A 16,899-nucleotide genomic window follows, 5' to 3' on the forward strand; every position below is an offset into this window, starting at 1 on the left:
CGATCGGCCATCGTTCAGGCCAGCCGACGGGGGCCGGTGTCGAAGCGGCTCGGTTCCGGGCCGATGCGCGCTCGGGCGTAGATGATCTCCGCCGAGGCCGAGGCGGCCAGGACGGGGTCGCAGGAGAGTTCGCGCATCTGGGGGATGTCGTCGAACAAGGCCGAGATGCGTTGAGCCAGCGCGGCCAGCGCGGCTTTGTCCACCCCCACTCTGCCCGGCCCGTCCGAGAGCAATGGCGCCGCGCGTGGTGCGTCGATGAGCGCTGTCGCTTCCTCCTCGGTCAGCGGTAGGGCGCGGTAGGCGCGGTCGCCGAGCAGGTCGATGATCATGCCGGACAGGCCGAATTGGATGACCGATCCGAACGAGGGGTCGTCGGTGACGCGCAGCACGCAGCCGACACCCTTGGTCGCCATCTTCTGCACGTGCAGCAGTGGATCGCCACAGATCTCCACCAGGTCGGTGTAGGCCTGCCGGACCGCCTCCGGTCCCCACAGATCCAGACGCACGCCGATCAGATCCGGTCGGCGCCGCCACAGCTCCCCCGTGGCCTTCGCCGCGACCGGATATCCGAGTTCCTCAGCCGCGGCGACCGCCTGTTCGGCATCGCGCACAGCCCGGAACTCGACCACGTCGATGCCGTAGCACCCGAGTAGCCGCACCGCCTCCTCGTCGGTGAGCCACCGCCCGCCCGACTCGGCGAGCCAGCCCTCCACCAGCGCCGCCGCGGCCGCGGTGTCGATTCCTGGCGGGCGCACCACCGGCGAGATCGGCCGATCCCGCCAGCGCGCGTACCGATCCACCCTGGCCAGGGCTCGCGCGGCTCGCTCGGGATCCGGATAGGACGGGATGGACCCGCGGGCCGGCGCGCCCGCGGTGGTACGCACCGCCAACTGTCGCGGAATGCCCGATTCCGCGACGAACGTGGTGAGCACCGGCTTGCCCGGCGCCGCCGCGGCTGCCGCCCGCAAGGCGTCTCCGAAGCCTTCCATCGGCACCGGAACGGGCGGGGCGACCACGACGATCACCGCGTCGACCTCCTCGCTACGCAGCGCAGCCAGGACCGCTTCCCGGAAGTCGGCCGGTGTCGCCTCCGGGCCGAGATCCACCGGCCCGTCCACGATCGCACTGTCCACGCTCCGTGCGGCCGGGCCGAGGTCGCCCTCGGTGTGGCTGGTCGGCCCGGCGCTGTCCGCGGTCCGGTGAGCAGGCCCGGCACTGCCCACGATCCGCTGGGACGACCCGGCGCTACCACTGGTCCGGTCGGCCGGCCCTACGCCACCTCTCGTCCGATCGGGCGTCCCGGCGTTGTCCCGGGGCCGGTCGGCCGGTCCGCTGTCCCTGCTTCGGTCGGGCGTCCCGACGTTGTCCCGGGGCCCGTCGGCCGGTCCGCTGCCCCTGCTTCGGTCCGGCGCCCCGGTGCTGTCCCCGGGCCGGTCGGTCGTCCCGGCATCGGCCGGGCCCCGGCTTCCCCGCCGGGCGCCGCGCAATCCCCACGCCGTCCGCCCGGCACGATCCGCGCCTCGCTCGGCGCGCTCGTCCGGCCGAGCGCTGCGCAGGTCCGGCTCCGGCGGCCGCGCGGCCTGCGCACCGCGTTCGGTGGGCCGGGCTCCAGGACCTCGGTCGACCGCGGTGACGGGCCGGTGCACCCGCAGCCCTTCGCTACGGGCGGCGTCGATGGCCAGCCAGTTCAGCGCGGCGCTGTTACCGACCACCGCGACCCGGGGGCCCTTCGGTAGCGGCTGACAGGCCAGCAGCGCGGCACAGTCGAACAGTTCGGAGATGGAGTCGACCTGGATGATCCCGGCCTGACCGAAGAGGTCGCGGACCACGATGCGGTCCATGTCGGCGCCGGCCGCGAGGCGGCCGCTGCTCACCGCGACGATCGGTTTGCCGCGGGCCACCCGGCGTGCCAACCGGGAGAACTTGCGTGGGTTACCGAAGCTCTCCAGATACAGCAGGATCACTTCGGTGTCAGCGGCGGTGTCCCAGTACTGGAGCAGGTCGTTGCCCGAGACGTCGGCCCGGTTTCCCGCCGAGACGAACGTCGACAGACCGAGGTTGCGGGCCGCGGCCTCGCCGAGGATCGCCGCGCCGAGGGGGCCGGATTGGCAGAAGAAGCCGATTCGCCCGCGCTGGGGTAGCACCGGGGCCAAAGTCGCGTTGAGACCGACCGCGGGATCGGTGTTGGCGATGCCGAGCGCGCTGGGTCCGACCACACGCATCCCATGCCCGCGCGCCGCGGCGACCAGGTCGTGTTCGGCGGCCAGCCCAGATGCCCCGGTCTCGCCGAAGCCGGCGGTCAACACGACAAGGCCCTTGACCCCCTTGGCCATGCAATCGTCGAGGACCGCCCCGATCGCGGCGGGTGGCACCGCCACCACCGCCAGGTCCACCTCGTCGGGGATCTCGCTCACCGCGGCGTAGGCGCGCACGCCACGGACCGAGCGCCGGTGCAGATTTACCGGGAACACGGGTCCGCTGAAACCGCCGGCCAGCAGATTCGCGAATACCGCGCCGCCGACCCGGGTCTGTTCCGGTGACGCGCCGATCACCGCGACCGAACCGGGCGCGAGCAGATTGCCGACACTGCGTGCTTCCGAGGCCGCCTCCCGCGAATCCCGCACGGTGCGCAGCGCTTCGGTGGGGTCGATGGCGAATTCGAGGTGTACCTCGGAACCGTCACGACTGCGCTGCAGTTGGTAGCCGGCCTCACGGAAGACCGTGATCATGGCCTCGTTCTCGGCCAGCACCTCGGCGACGAAGGCGATCACCTCGTTCTCGGCGGCGGCACCGGCGAGGTGTTCGAGCAACACCGAGCCGAGCCCACGCCCCTGGTGCTCGTCGGCGACCACGAACGCCACCTCGGCCGCGCGTGGGCCCGGCCGGGCGAGCAGTTCGTAGCGGGCCACGCCGATGATCGCCGTGCCGAGCACCGCGACGAGACCGACCCGATCGCGGTAGTCGACGTGGGTGGTGCGGTACATGTCCTTCGGCGAGATCTGCGGGTACGGACCGAAGTAGCGCAGATACCGGGTGCGATCGGACAGGCCGGTGTGAAAGGCCGCGAGCGCGTCGGCATCGGCGGGCACGATCGGGCGCACCCGGACCACGCCACCGTCGGCGGCGAGCACATCGCCGTACCAATGTTGAGGCGGGGCAGGCGGATTCGCGGGCGTGTCGGCGGTATCGGGTAGCAGTGGCTCAGTCACGAGGATCCTCCGGATCGAGCCCGAGCAGGCCGAAACTCGCCCGCCGGGTGGCCGTGATCGCGGTGTCGACCGCGCGCTGCGCGCGGATCTGGCCCGCGTCGCCGATCTCGGGTGTGCCGCCGGGACCGTCCCAGGCCCGATAGGCGGTGTCGCCGCCGTCACCCATGGTCGTCGGTGGTTGCACACGTGGCGCGGAGGCCCGCACCTGGTCGATCCAGTCGGCGGGCACCGGCGTTTCGGGGGCGAGCGGCCTGTCCAGTGCCGCGGCGAGCAGGTGGGTCCAGGCGCGCGGCACCACCCGCACCACGCCGTATCCGCCACCGCCGATGGCCAGCCACCGCCCTTCGGCGTATTCGTCGGCGAGGTCGCGCATCGCGAGGAAGGCCGCGCGCTGACCGTCGACGGTGAGCTCCAGATCGGCCAGCGGATCTTCGCGGTGGGTGTCGACACCGCACTGGCTGATGATGATCTGCGGCCGGAACGCGGCGACCGCACCGGGCGCCACCGCGTGAAATCCCCTCAGCCACTGCGCGTCCCGGGTGCCCGGCAGGAGCGGCAGATTGATCGAGGTACCTTCGGCCGCCCCGACCCCGGTCTCTTCGGGCCAGCCGGTATTGGGCCACAACGTCGCCGGATGCTGGTGTATCGACACCGTGAGCACCCGCGGATCGGCGTAGAACGCGCGTTGCACACCGTCGCCGTGGTGGACGTCGACATCGAGGTAGGCGATGCGGTCGAAGCCGTGGTCGAGCAGCCATGAGATGGCGATCGCGGCGTCGTTGTAGACGCAGAACCCCGCCGCCGAATCCGGCATGGCGTGGTGCATTCCACCGCCGATGCTCACAGCCCGCCGGGTACGGCCCGCCGCGATCTCCCTGGCGGCGGCGAGAGTGCCGCCGACGATCACCGACGCCGCCTCGTGCATCTTCGGGAACACCGGATTATCGGCGGTTCCGAGCCCGTAGAGGACGTCCTCGGGCGTCGGCGGGCCCTGTCCGGCCCGGCGCACCGCCTCGATGTAGGAGCTGCTGTGGACCCGCATCAGATCGGCCTGGGTGGCCGCGTCGGGTGCCAACGGCTCGACACCATCGAGAAGACCTAGGCTTTCGGCCAGCGACATGGTGTATTGCAGGCGCGCCGGCTTCATCGGATGCTCCGGACTCCAGGTGTAGCCGAGGAATCGCTCGGTCCACACGACGGTCCCACTGGTTTCGCTGCGCGGCGACGTGACCATGGTCGCCACGCTAGCCGGAAGCAGCAGCCCCCGTGCGGCGTTGACATGCAGTAGAAATAGGGCCGCTGGTCCGACGGGCGGACCGGCGTTCGCGCGTGGGTAGAATTCGTGCTGACGAAGGGGTATCAGGTGAAGGATCTGGTCGACACCACGGAGATGTATCTCCGTACCATCTACGACCTCGAGGAAGAGGGCGTGGTGCCGTTGCGGGCACGCATCGCCGAACGCCTCGAGCAGAGTGGTCCGACGGTGAGCCAGACGGTCGCGCGGATGGAGCGCGACGGCCTGTTGCTCGTCGCGGGCGACCGCCATCTCGAGCTCACCGACAAGGGCCGTTCCATGGCCGTCTCGGTGATGCGCAAGCACCGGCTCGCCGAGCGGTTGCTGGTCGACATCATCGGTCTGGACTGGGAGAACGTCCATGCCGAGGCGTGTCGCTGGGAACACGTGATGAGCGAGGAGGTGGAGCGGCGCCTGATCGAGGTGCTCAACCACCCGACCACCTCGCCCTACGGCAACCCCATCCCGGGTCTGGACGAACTCGGCCTCGGCGACGTGTCCGCCGCCGAGGAGAAGCTGATCCGGCTCTCCGATCTGCCCAACGGCGCGCTGCACGCGGTGGTCGTGCGCAGGCTGGCCGAGCACATCCAGACCGACCCGGAGGTCATCGGGCGGTTGCGTGAGGCGGGCGTGGTGCCCGACGCACGCGTTACCGTGGAGACCAAGCCGGGTGCGGTGCTGATCACGGTGCCGGGCCACAACGGTTTCGAACTGTCCGAAGAGATGGCGCATGCCGTCCAGGTGAGGCTGGTCTGATTCGTGAAACTTCTTGTCACCGGCGGCGCCGGCTACGTGGGTGGCGGTTGCGCCGCCGTGCTGCTCGAAGAGGGCCACGAGGTGGTCGTGGTCGATGACCTCTCGACCGGTAACGCCGACGGTGTGCCGGCCGGTGCCCGGTTCGTCGACGGTGATATCGCTGTCGCCGCCCCCGATCTGCTGCGTGCCGAATCCTTCGACGGTGTTCTGCATTTCGCGGCGCAGTCGCTGGTCGGCGAGTCGGTGGAGCAGCCGGAGAAGTACTGGCACGGCAACGTCGTGAAAACGCTGACGCTGCTCGAGGCGATCCGTGAGACCGGAACCCCCCGCCTGGTGTTCTCCTCCACCGCCGCGGTGTACGGCGAGCCCGAGCAGGTCCCGATCACCGAGGCCTCGCCCACGCGCCCCACCAATCCCTACGGCGCCAGCAAGCTGGCCATCGATCACGCCATCACCTCCTACGCGGTGGCGCACGATCTGGCCGCGACCAGCCTGCGCTATTTCAACGTGGCGGGCGCCTATGCCGGGCTCGGCGAGAACCGGGTGGTGGAAACGCATCTGATCCCCCTCGTCTTGCAGGTGGCGGTGGGTCATCGCAAGGCCATTTCGGTGTACGGCACCGACTGGCCGACGCCGGACGGTACGTGCGTGCGTGACTACATCCACATCCGCGACCTGGCGCAGGCGCATCTGCTCGCGCTGTCGTCGTCGCAGCCGGGCACGCACCGGATCTGCAACCTGGGTTCGGGCACGGGTTTCTCGGTGCGCGAAGTGATCTCGGCGTGCGAGCGGGTCACCGGTCTGCCGATCGAGACGATCGACGCGCCGCGCCGCGCGGGTGACCCGGCCGTATTGATCGCCTCCAGTGACCGCGCGGTCGCCGAACTGGGCTGGCGACCCGAGCACAACGACCTCGACGAGATCGTCTCCGACGCCTGGGATTTCCTGCGTTCCCTCGGCACGAAGGCCCACAGCGCTCGTTGACCTGCCTGCCTCACCGGGTGATCGGGCCGATGTCGACCCCGAGATCGGCGGCGATCTGGTGACCACACAGCGCGAGTCTGCGCAGCCGTTCGGGCCGCAGCCCGGTCTGTAGCGAGGTCTCCAGCAGCACCGCCATCGCGTGCTCGGCGTCGGCCTCGACGGCGGCGCCGATCGCGACGCCGGCGAACGGTCCGTCGCCGCGCAGGTAGGCACTGAAGCCGAGCAGCGACGCTGCTTCGGCGCGGTCGGTACCGGGTGTCGCCCTGGCCAACTGCGCCCACAGCCGCTCGGCGGCCTCGGCGTGATCGCCGGCCGCGAGGCCGTACACGGCGTCGCGGATCGGCCGGTCGCGCAGGGTCGCGGCCAGTCGCGCGAGTTCGCGTGCGGCACGCGGTGCGCCGGACGCGGTGTCGGCGATCTGCCACAGCACCCATTCCAGTGCCCGCCGCTGGTAGGCCAGGGCGTTACCGGCGCGCGTCGCCGCCGCCAGCCCACCCCGGTAGCGCGCGTCCGCGGGCCCGAGCTGAGCGCGCACGCGCGCGCTCAGCAGCTCGTCGGGAACCATCAGCGCCGTCATCTCCTGACGCGAGCCACGAATCTGCTTGCCTTCCAGCACATGTGACACGGCCACGATCGAGGACGACGGATCGGCGACCAGGCCGGTCCCGACCAGGCCGAACACACTGCGGTAGCGTTCGCCCGCCGCGATCGCGGGAACCGACCAGGCGCCGCGGACCGCGATCCCGTCCTCGGCCAGTACGTCGATCAATTCGGCCGCGCGCAGGACCTCCTCGCTCTCGAACTCGGCACGGTCCTCGACGAAGACGGCGAGCACCCCGGTCGCCTCTTCGCGCAGGCAGATCGATGCCAGGCAGGCGGTGAACTGGTCGAGCAGCCGGATGTCGGTGGCCACGTCGAGGTCGAAGCGCACCACCGCCTCGATCGCCTCGGCCGCACCGCCCGCCACCTCGTGCAGCACGGCGACGACGAGGGACCGTTCGGGGACGAAGCCGAGCATCGCGGGCAGGGCGGCGATCAGCTCACCGGGTTCGTCGACCCGCAGCGGTGGGCGCGGCAGCCCGCCGGGATAGCGGGGAGTGGATTCGGCGCAGCCGAGTGCGCGGGGAAACGGTCCGGAGCGCTTGACCCGGCGGGTGGGGTTCGTCGAAGGCGTCATGGCTCCACGGTGCCCGCCGGCTCCCCCACATCGGGTGCACCGACCTGGGCTTTCATCCGCCCTGTGTGTAGTGCCGAAGCTGTGGACCGATCCCGCTCCCGGCCATGCGCGGCGGGCGAACCTGTCACTGCCTGGTGGTAGGCGCTTCAGCTACCGCGTACGGCGGCGGCGGTGGTGGCGAACATCTCGTCCACTGCGGCCGTATCCGGTTGTCCCGCACCGAAGGTCATCGACGTCACCGTGATGCGCACGTCGCCGATCTGCCCGATCGAGGTCTGCATCGTCTGCGTCAGCCCCGCACCGCCGACTTCGGGAACCACGGTGCGCCGCAACGCTATCGCGTCGTCGGTACCGGTCGGCGCGGTCCGGTCGAGCGCGGTCGTGACGGTGGACCCCGCACCCGCCCGCCGAACCTGGATCAGCCCGCACTCACCGAGTCGATCGCGCAGCGACGACACCGGTTCGGCGCTCCGCGACAACTCGACGGTCAGGGTGGCCCGGCTCGCGTCATCGGTCCCGACCGCCACCGCCGCGGGCTCCCCGCCGGGCTCTGCCTCGACCGGTGTGCATTTCGCCGGAGTGACGGTCGCGCCCGCCCCCACTCCGTCGAGATCGGCCGCGGCCGCCGTCGCCGCCTGCGCGGGCAGCACGACCGCCGGATACCGGGCCGGAAACTGCGACGGCGCGGGCAGCAGCTCGGCCAGCGAACCATCGATCTGCCGCACCGATACCGCGCTCTCGGCGACCGGTGTCCCGCTGACGCTCTGCGCACACCCGGTGAGCGCGAAAGACACGGCCACCAACCCCAGCCACCAGCGGCGCAGGCCCGGATCACCCGCGCGGATCGGTGTCTCCTGCGCCACGTTCACACCGTCCACTGTGCCCCACCGCCTCGATCGGCCCGGTCGCGCCACGCCGGGCGGCGGCGCGGCACACCCCGGTCCCCCGCGCCGGGCGGGAATGCGCGAGGTGTCCATGCTGTTGCCTAACAGGACGAGCCGTCCCCGGCCGTGTGTGATGGCACTGCTCGCGTGGGGGACAATGGAGATCCGCTTCCCCACCCCGCGAGCGATGGTGGACCGCGCAGGAAGGAGAAACGCGATGGATGACCAGTCGCATATGTACGAACTGGAGTTTCCGGCGCCGCAGTTGTCCTCGGACGACGGTGCGGGCCCCGTGCTGGTGCACGGTCTGGAAGGTTTCACCGACGCCGGGCACGCCGTGCGTCTGGCGACGACCCATCTGCGCGAGAGCCTCGAATCGGAGCTGGTCGCGTCGTTCGATGTCGACGAGTTGCTCGATTACCGGTCGCGCCGCCCGCTGATGACGTTCAAGACCGATCATTTCGCCGACTACGCGGAACCGGAACTGAACCTGTGGGCGTTGCGCGACACCGCGGGCACCCCGTTCCTGCTGCTCTCGGGCCTGGAACCGGACTTGCGCTGGGAGAAGTTCACCACTGCGGTGCGGCTGCTGGCCGAACAGCTCGGCGTGCGCCGCACGATCGGCCTGTCGGCGATTCCGATGGCGATCCCGCACACCCGTCCGCTCGGTGTCACCGCGCACTCCTCGGATCGTTCGCTCATCGGCGAGCACCAGCGCTGGCCGGGCGAGTTGCAGGTGCCGGGCAGCGCGTCGTCGCTGCTCGAGTACCGGATGGCGCAGCACGGCCACGAATCGCTCGGATTCTCGGTGCACGTGCCGCACTACCTGGCCCAGACCGATTACCCCGAGGCCGCGCAGACGCTGCTGGAGAACTTCGCCGACAACGCGGGCCTGGATCTGCCGCTCTCGGCGCTGGGTGAGGCGGCCGCGCGCGTGCGCGAGCAGGTCGCCGAGCACATCGCGGGCAACGAGGAGGTGGAGACGGTCGTCACAGCGCTGGAACGCCAGTACGACAGCTTCGTCACCGCCCAGGAACGCCAGTCCAGCCTGCTGGCCGCCGACGGTGAACTGCCCAGTGGCGAGGAGCTAGGGGCGGAGTTCGAGCGCTTCCTGGCCGAGCAGGGTGGTTACGACGACACCTCCGGCGAAGGTAAAGACTGACCCCCACACCCACTAGGGTGGTCGGAGTGGATCTGACCGACCTACTGGAAATTCCCGGGACCGACGCCGACGCGCTCTACGAGTCGTTCGCGGCGTGGGCTGCCGAGCAGGGCACAACCCTGTATCCAGCGCAGGACGAGGCGCTGATGGAGTTGGCGTCGGGGTCCAATGTCATCCTGGCGACGCCGACCGGCTCCGGAAAGTCTCTGGTAGCGGTCGGCGCGCACCTGTTCGCCATGGCCAACGGGCAGCGCAGCTACTACACCGCACCGATCAAGGCGCTGGTCAGCGAGAAGTTCTTCGCGCTGTGTGAGGTGTTCGGCGCGGAGAACGTGGGCATGGTGACCGGTGACGCGGCGGTCAACGCCGACGCCCCGATCATCTGCGCCACGGCGGAGATCCTGGCGAACCTGGCGTTACGCGAGGGCGCGGCAGCCGAGGTCGGGCAGATCGTGATGGACGAGTTCCATTTCTACGCCGACCCGGACCGCGGCTGGGCGTGGCAGGTGCCGATCATCGAACTCCCCCGCGCCCAATTCCTGCTGATGTCGGCGACATTGGGCGAAGTGGACTTCTTCGCCGCCGATCTCGAGGCGCGCACCGGCCGCTCCACCACGGTGGTCGCGGGCACCGAACGTCCTGTCCCACTGACGTTCTCGTATGTGCGCACCCCGATCACCGAGACTCTCGAAGAGCTGGTGACCACCCACCAGGCGCCGGTCTACGTCGTGCACTTCACCCAGGCCGCCGCGCTCGAACGCGCGCAGGCGCTGACGAGCGTGAACTTCGCCTCCCGTGCCGAGAAGGACGCGATCGCCGCCGCCATCGGCGAGTTCCGGTTCGCCTCGGGCTTCGGCAAGACGCTGTCGCGGCTGATCCGTCACGGCATCGGTGTGCACCACGCGGGGATGCTGCCCAAATATCGCCGCCTCGTGGAGAAGCTCGCTCAGGACGGGCTGCTGAAAGTGGTGTGCGGCACCGATACCCTCGGCGTCGGCATCAACGTCCCGATCCGTACCGTGTTGCTCACCGGTCTCACCAAGTACGACGGTGTGCGCACCCGCAGGCTCAAAGCGCGTGAGTTCCATCAGATCGCCGGGCGCGCGGGTCGCGCGGGCTACGACACGATGGGCACCGTGGTGGTGCAGGCCCCCGAGCACGAGGTCGAGAACACCCGCCTCATCGCCAAGGCGGGTGACGACCCGAAGAAGCAGCGAAAAGTGGTGCGGCGCAAGCCGCCGGAGGGTTTCGTCTCGTGGAGCGAGGAGACCTTCGACCGGCTGATCGCCGCCCCGCCCGAGCCGATGGTGTCACGCTTCGCGGTGACCAACTCGATGTTGCTCAATGTGATCGCCCGCCCGGGCAACTGCTTCTACGCGATGCGTCACCTGCTCGAGGACAACCACGAGCCGCGTCCCGCGCAACGCAAGCACATCCTGCGAGCCCTGCGCCTGTACCGGTCACTGCGCGATGCCGGTGTGGTGCAACAACTGTCCGAGCCCGACGCGAAGGGCAGGATGGCGCGGCTCACCGTCGACCTGCAACGCGATTTCGCGCTGGACCAACCACTGTCACCGTTCGCGCTGGCCGCGTTCGACCTGCTCGATCGCGACAGTCCCACCTACACACTCGACGTCGTCTCGCTGATCGAGGCGACCCTCGAGGACCCGCGCCAGCTGCTGATGGCCCAGCAGCACAAGGCCCGTGGTGTCGCCGTCAACGAGATGAAGGCCGACGGTATCGAATACGAGGAGCGGATGGAGCTCCTGGAGGAAGTCACCTGGCCCAAACCCCTGGCCGAGCTGATCGATCCGATGTTCGAGACCTACCGAGCCGGCCACCCCTGGGTGTCGGAATTCGCGCCGTCACCGAAGTCGGTGGTGCGCGACATGATCGAACGTGCGATGACCTTCGCCGAACTGATCTCGCACTACGAACTGACCCGCTCCGAAGGCGTCGTGCTGCGCTACCTCGCCGACGCCTACCGCGCCTTGCGCCGCACCGTGCCCGACGCCGCCCGCACCGAGGATCTCGACGACCTCACCGAATGGCTCGGCGAGCTCATCCGCCAGGTCGACTCGAGCCTGCTCGACGAGTGGGAACAGCTCACCAACCCCGGCGCCGAGAACGACGCCCAGCAGATAGCGTTCGGCGCCGAAACGGTGCGCCCGATCACCGCCAACGAACGCGCCTTCCGGATCATGGTGCGCAACGCCATGTTCCGCCGGGTGGAGCTGGCGTCGCGACACCGCTGGTACGAACTCGACCAACTCGGCACCGGCCCCGAGTGGGCCGAGGACTTCGCCCCCTATTTCGACGAGTACGCCACGATCGGCACCGGCCCCGACGCGCGCGGCCCACAACTGTTCGGGATCGAGCAGCGGCCCGGTTTCTGGCATGTCCGCCAGGTGATCGACGACCCCGCGGGTGATCACGGCTGGGCGGTCACGGCGATCGTGGATCTCGAGGAATCCGATGCCGCGGGCGAGGTGGTGTTCGACGAGGTCACAGTCACGGCGGGATGAGTAATACCAGTTGCCTATGACGAATATGACGAATGTTTGACGGATTCGTTGTTGGGTAGGCGCCGCTGATAGTCTCTCCCGGCTGCCGACCGAAAGTTCACCTGTGCCCGAATCCCCGTACCTTGTCATCGACCCCGAGCGGGTACGTGCCAACTACCGAACCCTCGACGCCGCCGTCGCTGTCGGCACCCGGATCCGGTACGCGGTCAAGGCGGCGCCGGTGGCGGAACTGATCACCCTGCTCGACGACGAGGGCGCCGAATTCGACGTCGCCAGCATCGGCGAGATCGACCAGTGCCTCGACCTCGGTGTCGCGCCCGAGCGGCTCTGCTACGGCAACCCGATCAAGAAGAGCGCCCATATCGCGCGCGCCTTCGCCCTCGGGGTGCGCCGCTACGCCTTCGACACCGAGGACGACCTCGACCGCATCGCCGAGCACGCGCCCGGCTCCGAGGTCGAGTGCCGGTTCCTGTCCTCGGCCCCCGAATCACGGACCCCGTTCGGCACCAAGTTCGGGTGCGCGCCCGCCGAAGCCCTGCGGCTGCTGGTGCGCGCCCGGGACCTGGGCCTACGGGTCGGCGGCCCCTATTTCCACGTCGGCTCCCAGCAGCTCGACCCCGCCGCATGGCGGATCGGCATCGAGCAGGCGGGTGCGATCGTCACGGCGTTGGCGGACAAGGACATTCACGTCACGGCGGTCAATGTAGGCGGCGGTCTGCCGATCTCCTACGTCGACGCCGCCCCCGAACTCGACGCGATCGCGGCCGCCATCTCCGGTGCCGCCGCCGAGTTCCTGCCCGCGGCCATCGGCCTGATCGTGGAACCCGGCCGTGCGCTGGTGGGTAACGCGGGCACCGTGCACGCCGAGGTCGTCGGCGTGCGATTCGCGCCGGATGGCCGGCGCTGGGTGTATCTCGACATCGGCCGATACAACGGTATGGCCGAGACCGAGAACGAGTACATCGCTTACCGTTTCGTCACCGATCGCGACGGCGATCCGGTGTCGGAGGCGGTGGTCGCGGGTCCGACCTGCGACGGCGACGATGTACTGTATCAACGCACGAAGGTCCTTCTGCCGACCACGTTGCGAGCCGGTGACCGGATTCAGATCCTGCACACCGGCGCCTATACCGCGAGTTATTCGTCGGTGTCCTTCAATGGTTTTCCGCCCTTGACCGTTCATGTCTCGGGCGCTGAGCGAGAGTGAGTTTGCCCATGACGGCGGAATTCACCGGTTGGCACGTGCTGGCCGAGTTCGGTGGCGTCGACACAGCCCTGTGTGACGATCTCGAACGACTCGAATCGGCGTTGCGTGAGTCTCTGATCGCGGCGGGCGTCACCATCTGCGAAGTCGTTCACAAAAAGTTCGATCCGCAGGGGGTGACCGTCCTCGCGCTGTTGTCGGAGTCTCACGCCTCGATTCACACTTATCCGGAGTCCGGCGACATCTTCGTCGACGTCTTCACCTGCGGCAGCATCGGTGCGGGCGCGACGAAAGCCGTCGAGTTGCTCCGAGACAAGTTGTCCCCCACCACAGTTCGGATGCAGACGGTCCAGCGTGGCCACGGCGCCGAGAAGATCTACGAACCGGTGGGCGACGGCCTGACCCGGATCTGGGATCTGCACGAGGTGATCGTGGATACGAACACCCCGTTCCAGCACATGGTGATCGCGCGGACCGATCAGGGGATCTCCCTGTTCTCCGACGATGATCGCCAGTCCACCGAGTTCTCCCAGGTCACCTACCACGAGGCCATGATGGTCCCGGCGTTCGTGCTGGCGGAGAAGCTCGACCGGGTGCTGATCATCGGTTCCGGTGAGGGTGTGGCCTCGCAGATGTCGGTGGCGGCCGGGGCGACCCTGGTCGACCATGTCGACATCGATCAGCGCGAAGTGGAGCTGTGTGCCGAGCACCTGCCCTACGGCTACACCACCGACGAGCTCGCCGCCGCGGTGCGGCACGAGGGCCCGGTCCATGTGCACTACGCCGACGGCTGGGACTTCCTGGCGAACGCGCAGGCGGCGGGCACCCGCTACGACGTGATCGTCATCGATCTGCCCGACGAGCGTGTCGAGGACGCCCAGCACAACCGCCTCTACGAGTCGGAGTTCCTGTCCCGATGTAAGGCACTGCTCGCTCCCGGCGGCGTGCTGTCGGCGCAGGCCGGTTGCGCGACCATGTGGCGCAACGAGACGCTGAAGCGTTCGTGGGGTCGTTTCCACGAGCAGTTCGCCACCGTGGTCCCCTACGGCAGCGACGAGCACGAGTGGACCTTCCTGTTCGGCCTGAACGAGAAGATCGACGACCCGGTCCGCGGCATGCGCGACCGTCTCGCCCTGCTCCCCTACCGCGCCGAGACCATCGACGCGCGGGCTCTGGAGCGCGGCGCGGTCGAGCCGTACGCCCTGCGCGACCGGTAGGGAATCCGCACCGACAGCGGGCCGGGACGTGTGATGCGTCCCGGCCCGCTGTCCTGGGTCCGGCGAAACCGCACCGGAGCGCGCCGCGGCTTGGCACCATGCGAGGACCGAGTTTCGACAGAATCGAGTCCGCCCATGAAGCCGACACCGTTGTCCGCGAACGGTCTGATGCCGGTCCACCGGCCATCTGACCGACGCCCGCGCCTCGATGCCCTGTCCACGGCGGGTATCGCCGCGTTCACGGAGCTGTTCACCGCGGCGCCGGAGACGACAGCATCAGATTTCGGCCGGCTGACCGGCGATCTGGTGATGCGGTCTTTTCCCGCGACCGGCTCCCGGTTGCTCGGACCACTGATGGACCGTCCCACCTACTTCTGGGTGGGCAAGTCCTTTCGTCACGTGGACGGCGGGATGGCATTCGGGCACAACATCTTCCGCCTGCTCGGCGGCATGCGCGCGCTCAACTTCGTGGCAATGGTCGGCGCATCCTCGGTCGACGGACGTGCGGCCGTGCGATTGGACTACGACGATCTCCGGGCCGGAAAGCCCGGTCCCGCCCACCGGATCTACGACGAGTTGCGCGAGATCGAGCCGGGTCTGTGGCTGGGACCCAGCTACTACAAGCGCGGTGCGACACTGACGTCCATGGGCTGGTTCGCCCTGGATGCCTCGATCGAGTTCGACGGTCCACTGTGAGTCGGCCCCGCGCTCTCGCCCGGTGAGGGTACCGAGCCGGGGCACCGCCCGGCCCGGTACCGATGACTCACTCCGTGGCGGCTCGACGGGCGCGATACTCGGCGACGTTCACGCCACCGACGCCCCAATCCGTCAGCGGCACTTCATCGATCACGACGTAGGTGCTGTCGGGGGCCTTGCCGAGTACCTCGAAGAGCAGATCGGTGACGCCCTTGATGAGCTGCGACTTCTGTTCCGTGGTGACATTTTCGTCGGTGACCTTGATGTTCACGTACGGCATGAGCGTGTCCTTTCGATGGGTGCAGCTCTCACAGGATGACCGGCATTCGGGGCGCTGCGCACCCGAATCCGTTGTGTAGTAGGTCTTTTCGCCGACTCAGGCCGCTCGGCCGGAAATGAAGCCGCCGTCGACGGGCAGGATGTGGCCGGTGACGAACTCGGCGTCGGCGAGGTACAGCACGGCCGCGGTGGTTTCGGTGACGTCGCCGAGACGGTCGAGGAGGGCGAACCCGCCGAAGACAGCCTCGTTACCGCTCGCCAGCAGCGGCGTGCGCACGAAGCCGGGGGCGACGGCGTTGACGCGAATACGGTCGACTGCCAGTTCGGCCGCCAAACTTGTGGTCAAGGCGTGGATCGCGCCCTTGCTGGCCAACGGCGCGGAGGCGGGGATATCGGCGATCGCGTGCGTGACCAGCACGGTGCCGATATTGACGATGCTGCCGCCCGCACCCTGCTCACGAAGCCGCCGGACCACGGCCTGCGTGGTGAAGTAGGTGCCTTTCAGGTTGCCGTCGAGGTAGCCGGTCAACTCGTCGGCGGTGACCTCGGTGAACGGCTTCGCCGCGAACGTGCCCGCGTTGTTGACCAGCACATCCACCCCACCGAATCGCTCGACCGCGGCCGCGACCAGCGCCGAACCCGTTGCGGGCGAGCCGATATCGCCGACGACGACCGCCGTGCGCTCGGGCGCGCCCAACTCCTGGGCCACCGCCGCGAGCTTCGCGGCATCACGCCCGTTGAGCACGACATTGTCGCCGCGCTGGACGAAGGCACGAGCGATGTCGCGCCCGATCCCACTGGAGGATCCGGTCACGATGGCCGTTTTGATGGTCGACATGGTGTCTTCCCTTTCATTTGATACGACCGGTCGTCTTAGAATAGACACGCAGCAACCAGCCGGTCCGCCCGACCCTGATCAGGGCCGGAAGTAGTCGTCCAGCAGACGGTTCAGGCACTTGTGCAGCGGCTCGACGGTGCGCTGCAGCTTCATCCGGATCACGGCGCCCTCCCACGATTCGAGGAGCAGGTCGGCGAGGTCGACCGCGTCGATATCGCCGCGCACCGAGCCGTCGGCCTGCGCGGCGCGCAACGCGGCCGCGACACTGTCACGCCAGGCCACCCAGGCACTCGACAGTTCTTCCCGCAGCACGTCACTACCTTCGAGCTCGGCCGCGAGGTTCGCGAGCAGGCAGCCGCCGGTGAAGTCGGTGCGCACGAATTCGGCGGTCTGCCGCGCGAAGAAGACGCGCACGCCACCGAGGGGATCGGCGGTGGCGCCGAAGGCGTCGGCGAGGTTGCGCTGGATGCACAGTGAATGATGCTCGATCACCGCTCGAGCGAACGTCTCTTTGCTGTCGAAGTAGTTGTAGAACGAGCCTTTCGGCACCCCGACCTTGTCGAGCACCTGCTTGATGCCGGTGCCGTGATAGCCGTTGGACAGCAGATCGGCCGCGCCCTCCTCGATGAGAAGCGCTCTCGTGTCGTCGCTGCGCCGTGGTCGTGCCATGCGCA

14 protein-coding genes are annotated in these 16,899 nt (G+C 69.0%); 7 read left to right on the forward strand and 7 right to left on the reverse strand.

The genetic code is table 11. From position 1 onward, the window contains the following. Positions 1-14 precede the first annotated feature (14 nt). Entirely contained in the window at positions 15-3,209 is a 3,195-nt protein-coding gene (locus ACWDXS_RS19300; RefSeq protein WP_449967355.1) for a GNAT family N-acetyltransferase, read from the reverse strand. After that, positions 3,202-4,443, reverse strand: coding sequence for an acetoin utilization protein AcuC (locus tag ACWDXS_RS19305; protein ID WP_449967358.1), 1,242 nt, complete (start codon positions 4,441-4,443; stop codon positions 3,202-3,204). The genes ACWDXS_RS19300 and ACWDXS_RS19305 overlap by 8 nt, the downstream gene beginning before the upstream one ends. Before the next feature lie 129 nt (positions 4,444-4,572). On the opposite strand from ACWDXS_RS19305, the gene ACWDXS_RS19310 reads away from it, so the two are divergent. After that, a complete protein-coding gene (locus ACWDXS_RS19310; protein WP_378989121.1) occupies positions 4,573-5,259 on the forward strand; it encodes a metal-dependent transcriptional regulator in 687 nt (228 codons plus the stop codon). Positions 5,260-5,262: 3 nt separating this feature from the next. Beyond that, positions 5,263-6,243: a UDP-glucose 4-epimerase GalE gene (galE, locus tag ACWDXS_RS19315; RefSeq protein WP_449967361.1), complete on the forward strand. Its 981-nt coding sequence runs from the start codon at positions 5,263-5,265 to the stop codon at positions 6,241-6,243. A 10-nt stretch (positions 6,244-6,253) separates the two neighbouring features. Here the strand turns inward: galE and ACWDXS_RS19320 are convergent, their stop codons facing one another. Then, complete coding sequence (locus tag ACWDXS_RS19320; RefSeq protein WP_387442472.1) at positions 6,254-7,420, reverse strand: DUF4192 domain-containing protein; 1,167 nt, start codon at positions 7,418-7,420, stop codon at positions 6,254-6,256. Between the two features lie 146 nt (positions 7,421-7,566). Continuing rightward, positions 7,567-8,289: a sensor domain-containing protein gene (locus tag ACWDXS_RS19325; RefSeq protein WP_449967364.1), complete on the reverse strand. Its 723-nt coding sequence runs from the start codon at positions 8,287-8,289 to the stop codon at positions 7,567-7,569. A 232-nt stretch (positions 8,290-8,521) separates the two neighbouring features. Between ACWDXS_RS19325 and ACWDXS_RS19330 the strand changes: the two genes are divergently transcribed. From ACWDXS_RS19330 to ACWDXS_RS19350, 5 genes are all read left to right on the forward strand, one after another. Beyond that, entirely contained in the window at positions 8,522-9,466 is a 945-nt protein-coding gene (locus ACWDXS_RS19330) for a PAC2 family protein (protein ID WP_378988602.1), read from the forward strand. Positions 9,467-9,492: 26 nt separating this feature from the next. After that, positions 9,493-11,991, forward strand: a complete 2,499-nt coding sequence (locus ACWDXS_RS19335; protein WP_378988600.1) for a DEAD/DEAH box helicase — start codon at positions 9,493-9,495, stop codon at positions 11,989-11,991. A 103-nt stretch (positions 11,992-12,094) separates the two neighbouring features. Next, on the forward strand, positions 12,095-13,198 hold the full coding sequence (locus ACWDXS_RS19340; RefSeq protein ID WP_378626650.1) for a type III PLP-dependent enzyme: 1,104 nt from the start codon (positions 12,095-12,097) through the stop codon (positions 13,196-13,198). An 8-nt stretch (positions 13,199-13,206) separates the two neighbouring features. Beyond that, complete coding sequence (speD, locus tag ACWDXS_RS19345) at positions 13,207-14,412, forward strand: adenosylmethionine decarboxylase (protein WP_378988598.1); 1,206 nt, start codon at positions 13,207-13,209, stop codon at positions 14,410-14,412. Positions 14,413-14,547: 135 nt separating this feature from the next. Next, a complete protein-coding gene (locus ACWDXS_RS19350; protein WP_449967370.1) occupies positions 14,548-15,108 on the forward strand; it encodes a hypothetical protein in 561 nt (186 codons plus the stop codon). A gap of 67 nt (positions 15,109-15,175) precedes the next feature. Here the strand turns inward: ACWDXS_RS19350 and ACWDXS_RS19355 are convergent, their stop codons facing one another. The 3 genes from ACWDXS_RS19355 to ACWDXS_RS19365 form a co-directional block, all read right to left on the reverse strand. Further along, positions 15,176-15,388 (reverse strand): tautomerase family protein, encoded by a 213-nt coding sequence (locus ACWDXS_RS19355; RefSeq protein ID WP_378988594.1) that lies wholly within the window; start codon positions 15,386-15,388, stop codon positions 15,176-15,178. Between the two features lie 96 nt (positions 15,389-15,484). Continuing rightward, complete coding sequence (locus tag ACWDXS_RS19360) at positions 15,485-16,225, reverse strand: SDR family NAD(P)-dependent oxidoreductase (protein WP_387442459.1); 741 nt, start codon at positions 16,223-16,225, stop codon at positions 15,485-15,487. A gap of 78 nt (positions 16,226-16,303) precedes the next feature. Continuing rightward, entirely contained in the window at positions 16,304-16,894 is a 591-nt protein-coding gene (locus ACWDXS_RS19365; protein WP_378988590.1) for a TetR/AcrR family transcriptional regulator, read from the reverse strand. Positions 16,895-16,899: the final 5 nt, after the last annotated feature.

It is taken from the genome of Nocardia sp. NPDC003183 (genome assembly GCF_053590715.1).

What these genes read in the sequence shown, in the direction of transcription:
- ACWDXS_RS19350 (WP_449967370.1), top strand. Translation starts at nt 14,548, where the DNA reads ATGAAGCCGACACCGTTGTCCGCGAACGGTCTGATGCCGGTCCACCGG.
- speD (WP_378988598.1), top strand. Translation starts at nt 13,207, where the DNA reads ATGACGGCGGAATTCACCGGTTGGCACGTGCTGGCCGAGTTCGGTGGC.
- ACWDXS_RS19305 (WP_449967358.1), bottom strand. Translation starts at nt 4,443, where the DNA reads ATGGTCACGTCGCCGCGCAGCGAAACCAGTGGGACCGTCGTGTGGACC.
- ACWDXS_RS19360 (WP_387442459.1), bottom strand. Translation starts at nt 16,225, where the DNA reads ATGTCGACCATCAAAACGGCCATCGTGACCGGATCCTCCAGTGGGATC.
- ACWDXS_RS19320 (WP_387442472.1), bottom strand. Translation starts at nt 7,420, where the DNA reads ATGACGCCTTCGACGAACCCCACCCGCCGGGTCAAGCGCTCCGGACCG.
- ACWDXS_RS19330 (WP_378988602.1), top strand. Translation starts at nt 8,522, where the DNA reads ATGGATGACCAGTCGCATATGTACGAACTGGAGTTTCCGGCGCCGCAG.
- ACWDXS_RS19355 (WP_378988594.1), bottom strand. Translation starts at nt 15,388, where the DNA reads ATGCCGTACGTGAACATCAAGGTCACCGACGAAAATGTCACCACGGAA.
- ACWDXS_RS19365 (WP_378988590.1), bottom strand. Translation starts at nt 16,894, where the DNA reads ATGGCACGACCACGGCGCAGCGACGACACGAGAGCGCTTCTCATCGAG.